Annotated in this window: 15 protein-coding genes; 1 reads left to right on the top strand and 14 read right to left on the bottom strand. The window is 59.2% G+C overall.

Annotated features, from left to right (window positions below):
• Positions 1 to 22 precede the first annotated feature (22 nt).
• The 4 genes from ACYVIS_RS12415 to ACYVIS_RS12400 form a co-directional block, all read right to left on the bottom strand.
• Positions 23 to 451 (bottom strand): VOC family protein, encoded by a 429-nt coding sequence (locus ACYVIS_RS12415; RefSeq protein ID WP_232742664.1) that lies wholly within the window; start codon positions 449 to 451, stop codon positions 23 to 25.
• Positions 452 to 547: 96 nt separating this feature from the next.
• Entirely contained in the window at positions 548 to 2,290 is a 1,743-nt protein-coding gene (locus tag ACYVIS_RS12410) for an IlvD/Edd family dehydratase (protein ID WP_232742665.1), read from the bottom strand.
• A gap of 75 nt (positions 2,291 to 2,365) precedes the next feature.
• On the bottom strand, positions 2,366 to 3,259 hold the full coding sequence (locus ACYVIS_RS12405) for a DMT family transporter (protein ID WP_232742666.1): 894 nt from the start codon (positions 3,257 to 3,259) through the stop codon (positions 2,366 to 2,368).
• Positions 3,256 to 4,176 carry a bifunctional helix-turn-helix transcriptional regulator/GNAT family N-acetyltransferase gene (locus tag ACYVIS_RS12400; RefSeq protein ID WP_460874093.1) on the bottom strand — a complete coding sequence of 307 codons (921 nt, stop codon included), beginning with the start codon at positions 4,174 to 4,176 and terminating at the stop codon, positions 3,256 to 3,258. Before ACYVIS_RS12400 ends, ACYVIS_RS12405 begins: the two co-directional genes overlap by 4 nt.
• Before the next feature lie 128 nt (positions 4,177 to 4,304).
• Between ACYVIS_RS12400 and ACYVIS_RS12395 the strand changes: the two genes are divergently transcribed.
• Positions 4,305 to 5,258 carry a 2-hydroxyacid dehydrogenase gene (locus tag ACYVIS_RS12395; protein ID WP_460874092.1) on the top strand — a complete coding sequence of 318 codons (954 nt, stop codon included), beginning with the start codon at positions 4,305 to 4,307 and terminating at the stop codon, positions 5,256 to 5,258.
• 47 nt (positions 5,259 to 5,305) lie between these two features.
• Here ACYVIS_RS12395 and ACYVIS_RS12390 read toward each other — a convergent pair whose 3' ends face one another.
• The 10 genes from ACYVIS_RS12390 to tolQ form a co-directional block, all read right to left on the bottom strand.
• The gene (locus ACYVIS_RS12390; protein ID WP_232742669.1) at positions 5,306 to 5,749 is read right to left on the bottom strand and encodes a PaaI family thioesterase; all 444 of its coding nucleotides are present in this window, start codon (positions 5,747 to 5,749) and stop codon (positions 5,306 to 5,308) included.
• A gap of 35 nt (positions 5,750 to 5,784) precedes the next feature.
• The gene (locus ACYVIS_RS12385) at positions 5,785 to 6,600 is read right to left on the bottom strand and encodes an alpha/beta fold hydrolase (RefSeq protein ID WP_232742670.1); all 816 of its coding nucleotides are present in this window, start codon (positions 6,598 to 6,600) and stop codon (positions 5,785 to 5,787) included.
• A gap of 8 nt (positions 6,601 to 6,608) precedes the next feature.
• A complete protein-coding gene (locus ACYVIS_RS12380) occupies positions 6,609 to 7,421 on the bottom strand; it encodes an ABC transporter ATP-binding protein (protein WP_232742671.1) in 813 nt (270 codons plus the stop codon).
• A gap of 3 nt (positions 7,422 to 7,424) precedes the next feature.
• Positions 7,425 to 8,477 carry a FecCD family ABC transporter permease gene (locus tag ACYVIS_RS12375; RefSeq protein ID WP_460874091.1) on the bottom strand — a complete coding sequence of 351 codons (1,053 nt, stop codon included), beginning with the start codon at positions 8,475 to 8,477 and terminating at the stop codon, positions 7,425 to 7,427.
• The gene (gene ybgF, locus ACYVIS_RS12370; protein WP_232742673.1) at positions 8,477 to 9,163 is read right to left on the bottom strand and encodes a tol-pal system protein YbgF; all 687 of its coding nucleotides are present in this window, start codon (positions 9,161 to 9,163) and stop codon (positions 8,477 to 8,479) included. Before ybgF ends, ACYVIS_RS12375 begins: the two co-directional genes overlap by 1 nt.
• A 75-nt stretch (positions 9,164 to 9,238) precedes the next feature.
• On the bottom strand, positions 9,239 to 9,733 hold the full coding sequence (gene pal / locus ACYVIS_RS12365) for a peptidoglycan-associated lipoprotein Pal (RefSeq protein ID WP_232742674.1): 495 nt from the start codon (positions 9,731 to 9,733) through the stop codon (positions 9,239 to 9,241).
• Positions 9,734 to 9,766: 33 nt separating this feature from the next.
• Positions 9,767 to 11,077: a Tol-Pal system beta propeller repeat protein TolB gene (gene tolB, locus ACYVIS_RS12360; protein ID WP_232742675.1), complete on the bottom strand. Its 1,311-nt coding sequence runs from the start codon at positions 11,075 to 11,077 to the stop codon at positions 9,767 to 9,769.
• 15 nt (positions 11,078 to 11,092) lie between these two features.
• Positions 11,093 to 12,226, bottom strand: a complete 1,134-nt coding sequence (gene tolA / locus ACYVIS_RS12355; protein WP_460874089.1) for a cell envelope integrity protein TolA — start codon at positions 12,224 to 12,226, stop codon at positions 11,093 to 11,095.
• Between the two features lie 35 nt (positions 12,227 to 12,261).
• A complete protein-coding gene (gene tolR, locus ACYVIS_RS12350) occupies positions 12,262 to 12,711 on the bottom strand; it encodes a protein TolR (RefSeq protein WP_232742677.1) in 450 nt (149 codons plus the stop codon).
• Complete coding sequence (tolQ, locus tag ACYVIS_RS12345; protein ID WP_232742678.1) at positions 12,711 to 13,385, bottom strand: protein TolQ; 675 nt, start codon at positions 13,383 to 13,385, stop codon at positions 12,711 to 12,713. Before tolQ ends, tolR begins: the two co-directional genes overlap by 1 nt.
• Positions 13,386 to 13,387 lie beyond the last annotated feature (2 nt).

Below are 13,387 nucleotides of genomic sequence, written 5' to 3'. Positions count from 1 at the left end.
CGGCTTTTCGCCGGGCGCGCTGCTACATTTCCTGCGGGGCGGCCATTTCCCAGGCGGGCCCTTTGAGCTCCACGAGATTGCCATCCGGGTCGTTGATATAGAGGGAAGGCCCTTCGCCTTGGGCTCCGTAGCGGGATACGGGGTCTCCTACCTGGACATCGTGCCGCCGCAGATGCGCCTGTATTGCTTTGGCATCGAAAGGCGCTATGCTTAAACAGAAGTGATCGAGATTGCGCGCTTCCCGGCCAGGCGCGGCGCCGCCCTCGCGGCCCAGTATGCCGTCGATGGTGATCAGGTCGATCAGCGAATTGCCGGCGCGGATCTGATACAGCCCCAGGTCGTCCCGGATGCGGTCCATTGAACAGCCCAACGCGTTCAGATAGAAACTCAGCATGGCTTGAAGGTTCGAAACGCGCAGCACGATGTGGTCGATGTGTTGGATTTTGAACATGATGTCTCTCGCTAGAGTACTTTCTGTTCATGAAGCCGGCCCGGCAAACGCAACTTGCAAGAATCGGTTCCGTGGCAGAGGTGTGTGAGGCCTGATTTATTTGGGTGTTGATCCTTTGATATGCGCGGCTCGCAGAAAATCGAAATCCACACCTTTGTCGGCCTGGGTGACTGAATCCAGAAACAGCTTTTGATATCCTCGTTCGGCGGTGGGGGGGGTAACAGGCTTTTCTTTCATGCGTTTTTGCAATTCGGCGCTGGAAACCAGCAGGGAGATTTCCCGGTTCTTTACGCTCAGCCGGATCCGGTCGCCATTCCGGACGTATGCCAGCGGGCCGCCGATGGCCGATTCGGGGGTGACATGTAAAACAATGGTGCCGAATGCGGTGCCGCTCATGCGGCCGTCGGAGATTCGCACGATATCCTTGACGCCTAGAACGGCCAGTTTTTTGGGAATCGGGATGTAGCCGGCTTCCGGCATGCCCGGGGCACCTTTGGGCCCAATGTTCTTCAGGACCAGGATATCGTCTTCCTTCACGTCCAGATCGTCGGAGTCGATTCTGTTAGCCAGGTCTGCGGCGTTTTCAAATACGACAGCCCTGCCTTCGTGCTCCATCAGTTTCGGATGCGCTGCCGACTGCTTGATAATGGCGCCATCCGGGGCCAGATTGCCTTCAAGTACGGCAATCCCGCCTTGCGGGTAAATGGGGTCTTTGATGGTTTTCACCACGTTTTGTGCAAACCCGGCGCCCGCGAGCTCCATTTCCTCGCCCAGGGTTCGCCCGGTGACGGTCAGGGCATCCAGCTTGAGCAAGGGCTTTAGCTCGCGCAGCAAGGTGGCCATGCCGCCGGCCTTGTGGAAGTCTTCCATATAGTGTTGGCCGGACGGTTTCAGATCCAGCAGAACGGGCGTGTCGCGTCCCATACGATCCAGTGCCTTGAGGTCGATATCCAGCCCCAGGCGGCCGGCTATTGCAGTCAAGTGCACGATGCCGTTGGTGGAGCCACCGATGGCAAGCAGCACGCGCATGGCATTTTCAAATGCGTCGGCCGTCAGTATTTTGTCGATTGTAAGGCGTTTTATGGCAATCTGTACGGCCTGGGCGCCTGTCAGTTCGGCTATGCGCATTCTGTCGGCCGTTACCGCCGGAGGCGAAGCCCCGCCGGGAACGGTCATGCCCAGGGCTTCGGCGATGCAGGCCATGGTGCTGGCCGTCCCCATGACCGAGCAGGTGCCGACGCTGGCTACCAGTTGGTCGTTAACCTCGGCAACTTCCACGTCATCGATTTCCTGGGCTCGGTATTTGCCCCAGTATCGGCGGCAGTCGGTACAGGCCCCAACACGCTCGGAACGATGCGAGCCGGTCAGCATGGACCCGGTAATGAGTTGAATCGCCGGTATGCCGGCCGAGGCCGCGCCCATTAGCTGGGCAGGCACGGTTTTGTCGCAGCCGCCTATCAGCACGACGGCATCCATGGGCTGCGCCCGGATCATTTCCTCGGTATCCATCGACATCAGGTTGCGCAGATACATGCTGGTTGGAAATGAAAAGCTTTCATGGATGGATATGGTCGGGAAATCCATGGGCAAGCCGCCCGCCAGCATGATGCCGCGCTTGACGGCCTCCATCAGTTGCGGAGCATTGCCGTGGCAGGGGTTATAGGCGCTGCCGGTATTGGCTATGCCGATGACGGGCCGGTCCAGCGCCGTATTGGTGTAGCCCGCGCCCTTGATGAAAGCCTTTCTCAAGAAAAGCGAGAAGGCGTTATCGCCATAGCTGGTCAGGCCTTTGTTCAAACCGGTGGCGTCGACATTGGGTGTGGCTGATTTCTTGGGCATGGCCTGTTTCTTTGTTCCGCTGTTCGCTGGGATTACTGTCTTCATTTTTAGACAAGGCCTGGATAAATGCAATATTTAATTGATCCGGGCCGGCCTGCGGGCTTGCATGCGTTGCACCAGCAGCAGCCCCGACACGACCAGCGCAATGGAAAGGCACAAGGTCCAGGATGGCAGGTGTTGTTCTATCGGCAATTCGATCAGTGCGGCGGTAACCGGCCCCAGTGCCTGGAAAGCCACGACGCGGCTGGCCTCGATGCGGCCGAGTGCCCACAGCCAGAGATAATAGCCAAGCCCGCTGGCGAAACCCATGAATACGACATTCAGCCACTGGACGAGGTTCAGCGGCGGCCAAAGCGCCTGGCCCGTGGATAGGCAGGCGACGGCCAGAAACACTACAGAAGAGAACATTGCGATTCCGCTTGTGGGCAGGGCGGGATAGCGCTTCAGATAGGGCCGGTACAGCACGCTGCAGCTTGCGCCGACGATGGTTGCGCCGATGATCGCGGCGGGCGATGTCCAGCCTGTGCCACCGCCCGCGGCCAGGGACGAGGGGTTGAGAGAAACCGCCACCCCGGTAATCGCCAGCAGGATGCCGATTGTTTTGGTGCCATCCAGGGTTTCCTGGCGCAGCGCCAGTGCAAGACACATAGTGACCAGGGGCATGGTCGAGAAAATCAGCGCGCACAGCCCCGCCGACAGCGATTCGAGTGCATAGTTCACCAGCACGATCAGCACGGCGAACTGCAGGATTCCCAGCGCTGCGATGGCCACAATATCCTTGGCCGTATATTTGGGCCAGCGAATGCCGAGCAGGGGTATGAGCAGAAAGGCCAGGCCTATCAGATAGCGTAAAAACGCCAGCGTTACCGGAGACACGGCAGGAGCGACGACTCGGGTGGCGACCATTGCGGCGCCAACGAGCACGCCCGTGGCCGCGGCGGCGCCCAGCGCGAGCCGGTATGCATTCACAGAAGGAGCTCCCAGGTTTCGCCGACCAGGTCTTTGCCGAAACTATGGTGCGGTTCTTCTTCGACCAGCTTGAAGCCGGCGTTCTGATAGATGCGGCGTGCGCCGATCAGGATGCTGTTGGTCCAGAGCACCAGTTTCCGGTAGCCCAACTGCCTGGCATGTCGGATGCACTCTTCCACCAGGCGCTTGCCGATGCCCAGGCCGCGGGCTCCGGGCTCCACGTACAGCAGTCGCAGTTTTGCGGTATCTGCCGTATGCCGCACCAGAAACACCGAACCGACGACCGCGCCGTTCTTTTCGGCAATCCAGCTGCGCTCCCATGCGGGGTTGAAATCTCGGATGTACTTGGCGATGACTTCCGCCACCAGTGCTTCGAAATCGGTATTCCAGCCGTATTCCTGAGCGTATAGGGCTCCGTGCCGGTGAATGACCCAACCCATGTCGCCCGCTTGCGGTTCTCGCAGCAGATAGGTTTGGCTGGGCTTGCCCAGCAAGCCTTCGATCTGGTGCATGGCGTCGACCAGTTGCTGTTGCTCGGCTTGTGTAAGCTGTTCCAGCATGGCTGCCACCTCTTGGTGCGAGGCCTTGTCCAGGGGCTCGAAGCTGGCACGGCCCTGGCGAGTCAGGGCAAGCAGAGAGGCTCGCGCATCGGTTTTGGAACGTGTTTTCTCGATGAGCCCGCGTTTTTCGAAGCCTGCGATGACACGGCTGAGATAGCCGGCATTCAAGCCCAGTTCGTTCACCAGATCGGTTGTTGTCAGCTTGGCTCGATGAGCCAGCTCGTAAAGAATCCGAACTTCGGTCAGGGAGAACTTGCTGTCCAGCAGATGCTCGCGCAGCACGCCGATCTGGCGGGTGTAGAAACGGTTGAAGCGGCGGACCGTTTCGGCCCGATCTGCGAGTTGCCTGGCGTCCATTTTGATTTCTCCCAAAATTTGCTAGAAGCAATTATATATGTGCTTTTAGCAATTAAAAAATGGCTGTGCGCAGACTATACGGAGTGTTTTATGATCTTACTTATTCGCAATCAGGCCAGGCTCAGGACATGTCGCAAAAAATACCCCTATTGGTGCTCGTTCCGCTTCAAACGATATACCGGGATCAGGTTTCCCAGGCTTACGACATGGTGTATGCGCCGGACAAGGCCGCACGCAACGAGGCCATTGCCCGGGACGGGGCGCGTATTCGGGGGGTGCTGACCATAGGAACGATTGGGTTGACCAGCCAGGAGATGCAGGCCATGCCGGAGCTGGAGATCGTTTGCTCGCTGGGCGTGGGTTACGAAAATATCGATATTTCCGCGGCGCGGCAGCGGGGAATTACTATTGCCAACGGCGCCGGTACTAACGATGCCTGTGTTGCCGATCATGCATTCGGCCTGCTCATTGCGGCGGTGCGCGGCATCGTAACACTGGACCATGCCGTTCGCAGCGGGATGTTCCGCGATGCTTTGCCCGCCTATTCGCCTACCGTGGCTAACAAGCGCCTGGGTATTGTGGGCCTGGGCATGATAGGGCGGCAACTCGCCAAGAGGGCAGCCGGATTCGACATGGAGGTGGGCTATCACAGCCGCAGCCGGCGCGACGATGTGGCCTATGCGTACTTCGATAGCGTTCAGGACCTGGCCAAATGGTGCGATTTTCTGATTGTTGCCACACCGGGGGGGCCTGCTACGCGGCATCTCATCAATACGCCGGTGCTCGACGCTCTTGGACCGCAAGGCGTGCTGGTCAATGTCTCGCGGGGCAGCGTGGTGGATACCGAGGCGCTGGCCGCGGCCTTGCGCCGTGGCAGCGTTGCTGCGGCAGGCCTGGATGTGTACGAGAGCGAACCCTTGGCGCCGGAATCCTTGATCGATCTGCCCAATGTGGTGCTGACTCCTCATGTGGGAGGGCGTTCACCTGAAGCCATGCAGGCCTCGCTTGATCGGTTTCTGGAAAACATCGGCGGCCATTTTGCGAATCGCGGGGTGGTTTCACCGGTCCTGGCCGAAGGCTGATCTAAGCAAACAGCACGCTAGCGTGGCAAAGGGCTGCGGGGATGGGGTCAGGCCGCGGGCGATGTGTTGCGGGGCAAGGCCCAGGTGCTTACGACCTGGGCAACCGGGTCGCCGCCGTCGGCCGGCTCCAGCAATACTTCTCCGGCGGTGAGCTTGCCGATTTTCAGCAGGCGGGCGTGGGCCAGCACGTCGCCCGCCGGTGTTTTGCGCAGAAAATTGATGGTCAGGCTGGCTGTGACCGCTTCGGCATTGCCGCTGGCACCCACCACTGCGGCATAAAGCGCCAGGTCCGCCAGGCCCATGAGCATGGGGCCTGCCACGATGCCGCCCAGACGCTGGTTGGAGCTGCGTGCCGGCAGCCGCAATAGCGCGGTGCCGTAGCCGATTTCCAGCACCTCTATTTCCAGCTGTGCGGCAAAAGGGTGCTGTTGCTCGAGCAGTTTATTGAACTGGGCAACAGTAATTCTGGGTGTGGCAGCGGCGGAATTCATGGCAGTCCGATCAATGTTTTTCAGCATAGGGGGTGTTATGAGCGTGCATTCAGAAACTGCAGCACTCGTTCGTTGAACGCTTTGGGGTTGGCAAGATTCATGCCGTGAGCAGCCAGCGGAATGGTCGCCCTTTCGGCGCCTGGCAAAGCCTGCTGCAGAATGTCCAGGCGCTGGCCATAACGGGCGGGGCTGTTTGCGCCGCCCAGCAACAGCACCGGGCAGCTCAGCTTGCGGACCCGCTCCAGGCGAAAGCTCTGGTCGATTTCGTGGATTTGCGACAGCAGGGTGCCGGCATTGTCTTTGACCATGGTTTTGAACCAGCTGACCATTTGGCGCCAGGTGCCGGCACCATTTACCGTGTCGACGAATTCGGCCAAGGCACCGTCAAGATCGCCCGTCTTGAGCTTTTGCACTACATCGAGCTGAAAGGATTGCAGCACGGGTTCTTGTTCGAAGCGGAACCCGGGGTCGGCCAGAGTAAGGGAGCGTGCCAGTTCAGGAGCCGTGCACGCCAGTTCAAGGGCCACATGCGCGCCGCGCGAGTGGCCCAGTATGTGTACGGGCCCCTCCGTCTGTTGCAAGCGTATGAATTCGATCAGGTCCTGCGCATGTCGAGCGACACCGAAGGCTGGATTGTCGTCGGTAAAGGCCGAAGGCCAATAGCCGCGCAGGCTGGGTGCGAGCACCTGCCGTTGCTGGCTGAACGCAGGTATTTGCCAGCGCCAGTAGCGGTAATCGCACAAAGACCCGTGGATCAGCAGCACGGCCTGGCCGCTGCCCGCCATCGTATAGGCCATAGGGTAGTCCAGGCCAGGGGCAATGTATTGAGGTAGTGTGTCTGCGGTGGACATGAAGGGATTCAGATCTGTATCAGGTCGTCGACCAGCACACAGGGATACCCAAGACTGCAGGTTTCGATGCGTGCCCGGATCGAGAATGTTTTTGCGAGTATATCGGGATTGATCACGTCTTGCGGCGCTCCACTGGCCAACAGCGTTCCCTGTTTCATGAGCAGGGCGTAGTCGGCGTAGCGCAAGGCGATATTCAGATCGTGCAGCACCAGAATCGTCAACAGGCCTCGGGTGCGGGTCAGTCGCCGCAACAGATGCATGACGTGATGCTGGTAGTTCAGGTCGAGCGAGGCGAGGGGTTCGTCGAGCAGCAATACGGCAGGCTCGTGGATGAGCGCCTGGGCAAGACCGACCAGCTGTTTTTGCCCGCCGGACAATTCGTCCAGGTAGCGAGGACCCAGGGCGGCTATGCCCAGGTCGTGCAAGATTGCTTCCACGCTGGCGATGGCGTGGGCCGGACGCAGTCTTGCATGGCGATCCTGCCCACGCGCCTGGAGCGCAACCAGCAGCGCTTCAAGCACCGTCAAATGCACGTCGCCGGGCAAGGATTGCGGCAGGTAGCGAACATGCTCGGCGCGTTCGGTTGCTCCGAGAGTGTTCAAGTCGATCTTTCCCAGATCGAGTGCGGCCAGCGTCGCGGGCAGCAGGCCGGCAATGCTTTTCAGCAATGTGGATTTGCCGCTGCCATTGGGGCCCAGCAGGGCCACCAGGCTGCCCATGGGTAAATCGGGCATATCCAATTGCTCGAGTATTGTTTGCGAACCCAGGGTGGTTGAGACCCCGCGGATATGCAGCGTGCTGATCGAGGATTCCTGTGCCATGGCCTATTGCAGCACTTTCCTGCGCAATACCGCAATCAGGAAGAAAGGGATGCCGACCAGCGTGGTGACAATACCCACGGGAAGCACCGCGTCGGTGGCGAGAAGCTTCGATGCAATGGACGCGACAATCAGAATGACACTGCCGGTCAGGGCGCTGGCGGGCAAGTACCAGCGATGGTCTTCACCCCAGAACCTGCGGGCAATGTGCGGCGCGATCAGCCCTATGAAGCCGATCACGCCCACCAGGGCAACCGCCAGGGCCGCCAGAATGCTGATGCGAATCAATGCGGCGCGCCGGACTTTTTGCGTGTCGACGCCAAAACTGGTGGCGCGTTCATCGCCGAAGCGCAAGGCGGTAAGTTGCCAGGATTGCCTTAGCGAATACAGAAAGACGATGGCCAGCACCAGGGACATGGCGCCCAGCCGCGGCCAGTCGGTGCGGGCCAGGCTTCCCATCATCCAGAAAATCAGATCCTGCAGCGCGGCGGCGCTGGCCGTGAATTGAACCAGGGACAGCAGGGCGTTGAAGGTAAAGACCAGCGCTATCCCGAACAGAACGATACCCGCCGTGCCTATGCGCGCCTTGCGTGCCACGAGATCCAGCAGATAGGCGCAGAACAGCGCAAAAACAAAGGCGTTGGCGGCCAGCACATACTGGTTTGGGACAAATGGCAGATTGAAATCGAAGACCAGGGCGAGAGAGGCTCCCAGGGCCGCCGCCGACGAGATGCCCAGAGTGAACGGGCTGGCAAGAGGATTGTTCAGTACGGTCTGCATTTCGGCGCCGGCCAGACCCAGCGCGGCGCCTATCACGATTGCCATCAAGGCCTGCGGCAGGCGAATTTGCCAGACAATAATCGCCATGGTGGGATCGGCGCCACGGGGGTTCAGCAGCACCCGCCCCAATACGTCGGCGCTCAGGCCGGCAGGACCCACCAGCACGTCGATACACAGCAAGCCGATCATGACCCCCAGCAGCAGGACTAAAAAGCCTTTCCTGCGGCGCCAGACGCTTTGATAGGCCCTGGAGTTGGCGCAGCCGGGGTCGTCGGGCATTATTGCAAGAGCTTGAGGCGGCTTTTAGCCGTGTCTGCCGCCGATGTATTGGGGTAGGACTTTACAATTTTCTGCAGAGTGGCTTTGGCGCCGGCCATGCTGTTGAGCTCGACCTGGCTGGCCGCTACGACGAGCAGGGCATCGGCGGCACGAGGGTCCTTGGGATCCGCTTGTACCAGGCCTTGCAGTTCCTGGATGGCGCCTTTGAAATTCTTGCTGGCATAAAAACTGCTGCCCTGATAGAACTTGGCTTCGGCAGACAGCTGGCTGTTAGGATAGTTTTGAAGAAAGCTGCCAAAGGCTGCTGCGGCCTCTTTGTATTTGCCGCTGCGAAACAGGCCCATGGGTTGGTCGAAAGCCGCTTGTTCCTGGGCGTTGTCGACCTGCGGGTGGTTGCCGCCCGATTGATCCTGGCCAGCACGCTTCTCCATGTCTTGTTGCCACTGCATTTTTTCGAGTTCTCCACGCATGGTGGTGACCTCGTGCTGCAGGGTTTCCAACTGGTCGGCAAGCTGCAGGCGCGCTTGCTGATTTTGATCGGTAATCTGCTTGATCTGCGCGCGCAGATCAAGAATGGCTCGACGCGCCTCGTCGTCGGCAAACGCATGGGCTGGAGCGGCCAGCGACGATATGGCAATCGTTGTGGCTAGCACGGCTGTGCGCAAGGACAAGGAATAAAAGCTCATATTGGGTTCCCGTTCAAATAAAAACGCCGCGGCGGGTTGCCGCCACGGCGCTGCTAGGACTGCCGCGGTTGGATATTAGCGTTGGTACACGATATCGGCGCGACGGTTTTCGGCGTAATCCGCTTCGGTATTGCCCAAGGCTTTGGGTTTTTCCTTACCGAAACTGATGGCTTCGATCTGATTGCTGTTGACGCCCAACAGGGTCATCATGCGAGCGACTGCGTCGGAGCGACGTTGGCCGAGGGCCAGATTGTATTCAGAGCTGCCGCGCGCATCCGCGTTGCCTTCAATGCGGATTTTCTGCTGGTTGTGGGCTGTCAGGTACTTCGAATGCATTTCAACCAGGCTGCGGTATTGATCGGCCACAACATAGCTGTTGAAGTCAAAATAGACCGAGCGTTGCTGGGCAAGAGGGCTTTGAGGGTTGAACGGGTCCATGATTTGCCCCGAATTGGCCGAACCGGACCCAGAACCGGCACCGGCGTTCTTGTCGAGAGGTACGGAGCTGCAGGCTGCCAATGAGGCAACCAATGCAGCGATAGTGAGGCTTTTGGCGATGCGCGAGCTCATTTAAGTTCCTTTGAAAAAGAGTCACACTGAAAATTAGTTGGTAAATGGTCCCCAGGTGGGTTCACGTACTTTCCCGTTGAGGGCGGATAGCGTTTGGCGCACACGCCCGTCAACGGAAACGACTGCTAAAACACTGCGACCACCTTGAACAGAACTATAAAGGATTTGCATGCTGTTCGGTGCAAAACTTGGGGACTGATCGTCGGGTCCGTTGGTCAGCAATTGTTCAGATCCGCTTGCCATATTTTGCATTGCGATACGAAATGCCCCTCCCCGGCGGGTCACATATGCCAGGTTGTTTGCGTCGGGAGACATGTGAGGAGAAACGTTGTAGGTGCCATTGAAAGTGACGCGCTGGGCTTCACCGCCGCCGATCGCAACTTTGTAGATCTGGGGGCTGCCGCCGCGGTCGCTCGTGAAGACCAGGGAGCCTCCGTCTGGGGTGTACTGCGGTTCGGTGTCGATAAGTGGCGAGCGCATGACGCGGCGCAGGCCCGAGCCGTCTGGGTTGATGGTGTAAATTTGCGAAATACTGTCGCGCGACAGCACGATGGCCATCTGGCCGCCGCTGGGCGACCAGGCGGGTGCGCTGTTATTTCCCTTGAAGTTCGCAATGGGGAAACGCTGTCCTGTGGCCAGGGTCTGGATGTAGACGACCGGCTTGCCGGACTCAAAGCTGACGTAGGCCAGACGCTTTCCATCGGGGGACCAGGCGGGTGAAATGATGGACTGTTTGGAGCGCAGCATGACCTGTGGATTTTGGCCGTCGGCATCTGCAATTTGTAACTCATAATTGTTGCCCGTTTGCAACACATAGGCAATGCGCGTCGAGAACACGCCGCGCACGCCGGTGATCTTTTCGTAGATACGATCGGCGATCTGATGTGAGATTCGACGCAGCTCTTTTTCGGTGCCGGTGAAGGCAACGCCATCGAGCTGGCTTTTGCGCGCCGAATCGACCAGCCGGTAGCTGACGCTGTACTGTCCGCCGGATTGCGTGATGGATCCATAGGCAAGATAGTTGGCGCCGCGATTGCGCCACTGGTCGTAATCAATCGTGCTTTCGGTGTTCAGGTTGGCACCGGCGGCATTGATCAGTTGAAATTGCCCCGAGCGGCTCAGGTCGGCACGAATGACTTCGGCAACGGCCTGCCCTTGGGGGTTGCCCGCGAAGTCGGCGATGGCGATCGGGTACTGGGTTGCTCCGACCCCTGAAATGTCGACGCGCAATTGTGCATGGGCCGGTCGGATGGCGATAAGGCTGGTTACGAGCATAAGAAGCCCGCAAGCCCAGAATCGCCACAACCTGGTGAGGTCGGTTTTGGCTAGAGTGGCGGCTGTCATATCTGCAATCTCCTGTCATTCATACATGCGGTATTCGCCATCGATATACGAAGGGTACCTACCGGAAGGGGGTTTCGGGAATGGAGAACAATTCTGAATTCCCGTTGCGACGGCATGGTCAAAGCCCGTAATGCCCGAGGAACGCTGTATTTCCACTTTGGTAACCATACCTTGGGGATCGAGGCTGGCCCTATATTGTAACGTCGGGTTTGACCCGGCACGGGGCGGCACGGGATAGGCCACGCGCGGACGTATGCAAGCCCGCACTTTGGCCGCATAGCCGTTGTCGTTGCCGCCTCCGCCCGATTGGTTGCGATCGGCCGTGCCGCCCGGGATGCCGGCGGCGCCCAGCGCATCGCTGCGCATGGCCTTTCTGAGCGCATCCCGTTTGGCGGCGGCCGCTTTTTCAGCGGCTTTCTTGGCGGCTTGTTCCTTGGCTTTCTTGTCGGCAGCGGCTTTTTCCTGGGCGGCCTCTTCTGCGGCCGCTTTTTCGTCCGCGGCCTTTTTGGCAGCCTGTTCCTTGGCTTTTTTGTCGGCTACCGCCTTGTCGTGCGCGGCCTTTTCCCGGGCAGCCTTGTCGGCGGCGGCCTTTTCGGCGGCCTCTTTTTTGGCGGCGTCTTCTTTGGCCTTGGCCGTTTTTTCAGCAGCCGCCTTTTCAGCCGCGGCTTTTTTCGCCGCGGCGTCCGCGGCGGCTTTTTCGGCCGCAGCTTTTTCAGCGGCCAACTGGGCTGCCTTTTCCTTTTCTTTTTTCTCGCGTTCCTTGCGCGCCTTTTCCAGCGCGATTTCAGGATCGATTTCAGGCTTGGGCTCTGGCGCAGCCTTGGCGGCGGCGGGCGGAGGCGTCGGCACCGGCGGGGTAGGTGGAACAGGCGTCGGGGGAGGAGTTTCCTTGGGCGCAGGCTTGGGCGGTGGGGTAGGTGTGTCGGGTGTATCGGGTTCTGTATCGGGTTCGGCTGCCGTCGGCGTCGTGCCATTGGCCCATAACTCGATTTGAACCGGATTCGGGTTTTTTGGAGTAGCCAGGAACCCAAACAGCATCAGCAGGATCAGCAGGGCATGAATCGATACGGCGTACCCCAGACCACGACGCTCATCCTGTTCTTCGGGCGTTCTGAGTTTTACGGGGCGAGTAGGTTTTTTTTGCTTCATGGGTGGGGTGTATGTCCCTCGATCCTGGCTTCAAGCTATTTTTTAAGCGTGTTTGCGCCGGCGTTCTGATCGACGAGCAAACCTAATCGGGTGACACCGTTGGAGCGTAGCTGATCCATGACTTTCATTACCGACTCATAAGGGACCTTGCCATCGGCGGCAATGACCACCGGCGTTTCGGCAGTAAGCCGCGACTGCACTTCACTGACGAGACTCTCGCTGTTTATCTTCTCGAATTCCGCACCGGGCTCGCGTTTCCTCAGTGCAATGGAACCATCTTCGGAGATCTGCACCTCGAGAGGCGCGGCAGGGACTTCGGCGGCCTGTCCGACCGAGGGCAAATTGATGAGCCCAGGGGTAATCATGGGTGCCGTCACCATGAAGATAACCAGCAGCACCAGCATGACGTCGATATAAGGCACGACATTGATTTCGTTTTTCAGGCGCCGGCCCGAACGGCCGTTGCCGCCGCGGTTGGAGGGCATCAGCGCACCTGCCGTTGCAATATGTTAAGAAATTCGTCGATGAAACTGTCGAAACGGATGGACAGGCGATCGATTTCGTTCGTGTAGCGATTGTAGGCAATGACGGCTGGAATCGCCGCAAAGAGGCCGATGGCCGTGGCAATCAGTGCTTCGGCAATCCCCGGCGCAACGGCGGCCAGTGTGGCCTGTTGCATGGTCGACAGGCCTATGAATGCGTGCATGATCCCCCAGACTGTTCCGAGCAGTCCTATATAAGGACTTACCGACCCGGCCGAGGCCAGGAAGTTGAGGTGGGACTCGAGGCCATCCATTTCGCGCTGGTAGGTGGCGCGCATGGCGCGGCGAGGGCCGTCGAGCATGGATTCGCCGCCGCCGTTGCTGCGGCGCGCCTTGACGAATTCGGCCATGCCCGCATCGAAAATTCGGGCCAGGGAGCCATGTTCGGCGCGGCGGCTGGAAATAGCCTGCTGTAGAACGGACAGATCGCCGCCGGCCCAGAAATCGTCTTCAAAGCGGCGCGTTTGTTCGTTTGCGCGCTTGAGCGTGGCTCGCTTGCTGAAGATGTATGTCCATGACAAAACCGAAATAGCCAACAGGACCAGCATGACGAGCTGAACTGGAATACTGGCGTTGAGCAGTAAAGTAAGCAACGACATGTCGTTGGAGGCTTGCATAA

Source organism: Paralcaligenes ginsengisoli, assembly GCF_054781135.1.
This window is presented reverse-complemented; position numbering and strand designations above follow the sequence as displayed.

What these genes read in the sequence shown, in the direction of transcription:
- tolR (WP_232742677.1), bottom strand. Translation starts at nt 12,711, where the DNA reads ATGCCCTCCAACCGCGGCGGCAACGGCCGTTCGGGCCGGCGCCTGAAA.
- ACYVIS_RS12390 (WP_232742669.1), bottom strand. Translation starts at nt 5,749, where the DNA reads ATGAATTCCGCCGCTGCCACACCCAGAATTACTGTTGCCCAGTTCAAT.
- ACYVIS_RS12410 (WP_232742665.1), bottom strand. Translation starts at nt 2,290, where the DNA reads ATGCCCAAGAAATCAGCCACACCCAATGTCGACGCCACCGGTTTGAAC.
- ACYVIS_RS12415 (WP_232742664.1), bottom strand. Translation starts at nt 451, where the DNA reads ATGTTCAAAATCCAACACATCGACCACATCGTGCTGCGCGTTTCGAAC.
- ybgF (WP_232742673.1), bottom strand. Translation starts at nt 9,163, where the DNA reads ATGAGCTTTTATTCCTTGTCCTTGCGCACAGCCGTGCTAGCCACAACG.
- tolB (WP_232742675.1), bottom strand. Translation starts at nt 11,077, where the DNA reads ATGACAGCCGCCACTCTAGCCAAAACCGACCTCACCAGGTTGTGGCGA.
- ACYVIS_RS12380 (WP_232742671.1), bottom strand. Translation starts at nt 7,421, where the DNA reads ATGGCACAGGAATCCTCGATCAGCACGCTGCATATCCGCGGGGTCTCA.
- ACYVIS_RS12385 (WP_232742670.1), bottom strand. Translation starts at nt 6,600, where the DNA reads ATGTCCACCGCAGACACACTACCTCAATACATTGCCCCTGGCCTGGAC.
- pal (WP_232742674.1), bottom strand. Translation starts at nt 9,733, where the DNA reads ATGAGCTCGCGCATCGCCAAAAGCCTCACTATCGCTGCATTGGTTGCC.
- tolA (WP_460874089.1), bottom strand. Translation starts at nt 12,226, where the DNA reads ATGAAGCAAAAAAAACCTACTCGCCCCGTAAAACTCAGAACGCCCGAA.
- ACYVIS_RS12395 (WP_460874092.1), top strand. Translation starts at nt 4,305, where the DNA reads ATGTCGCAAAAAATACCCCTATTGGTGCTCGTTCCGCTTCAAACGATA.
- ACYVIS_RS12400 (WP_460874093.1), bottom strand. Translation starts at nt 4,176, where the DNA reads ATGGACGCCAGGCAACTCGCAGATCGGGCCGAAACGGTCCGCCGCTTC.
- tolQ (WP_232742678.1), bottom strand. Translation starts at nt 13,385, where the DNA reads ATGCAAGCCTCCAACGACATGTCGTTGCTTACTTTACTGCTCAACGCC.
- ACYVIS_RS12375 (WP_460874091.1), bottom strand. Translation starts at nt 8,477, where the DNA reads ATGCCCGACGACCCCGGCTGCGCCAACTCCAGGGCCTATCAAAGCGTC.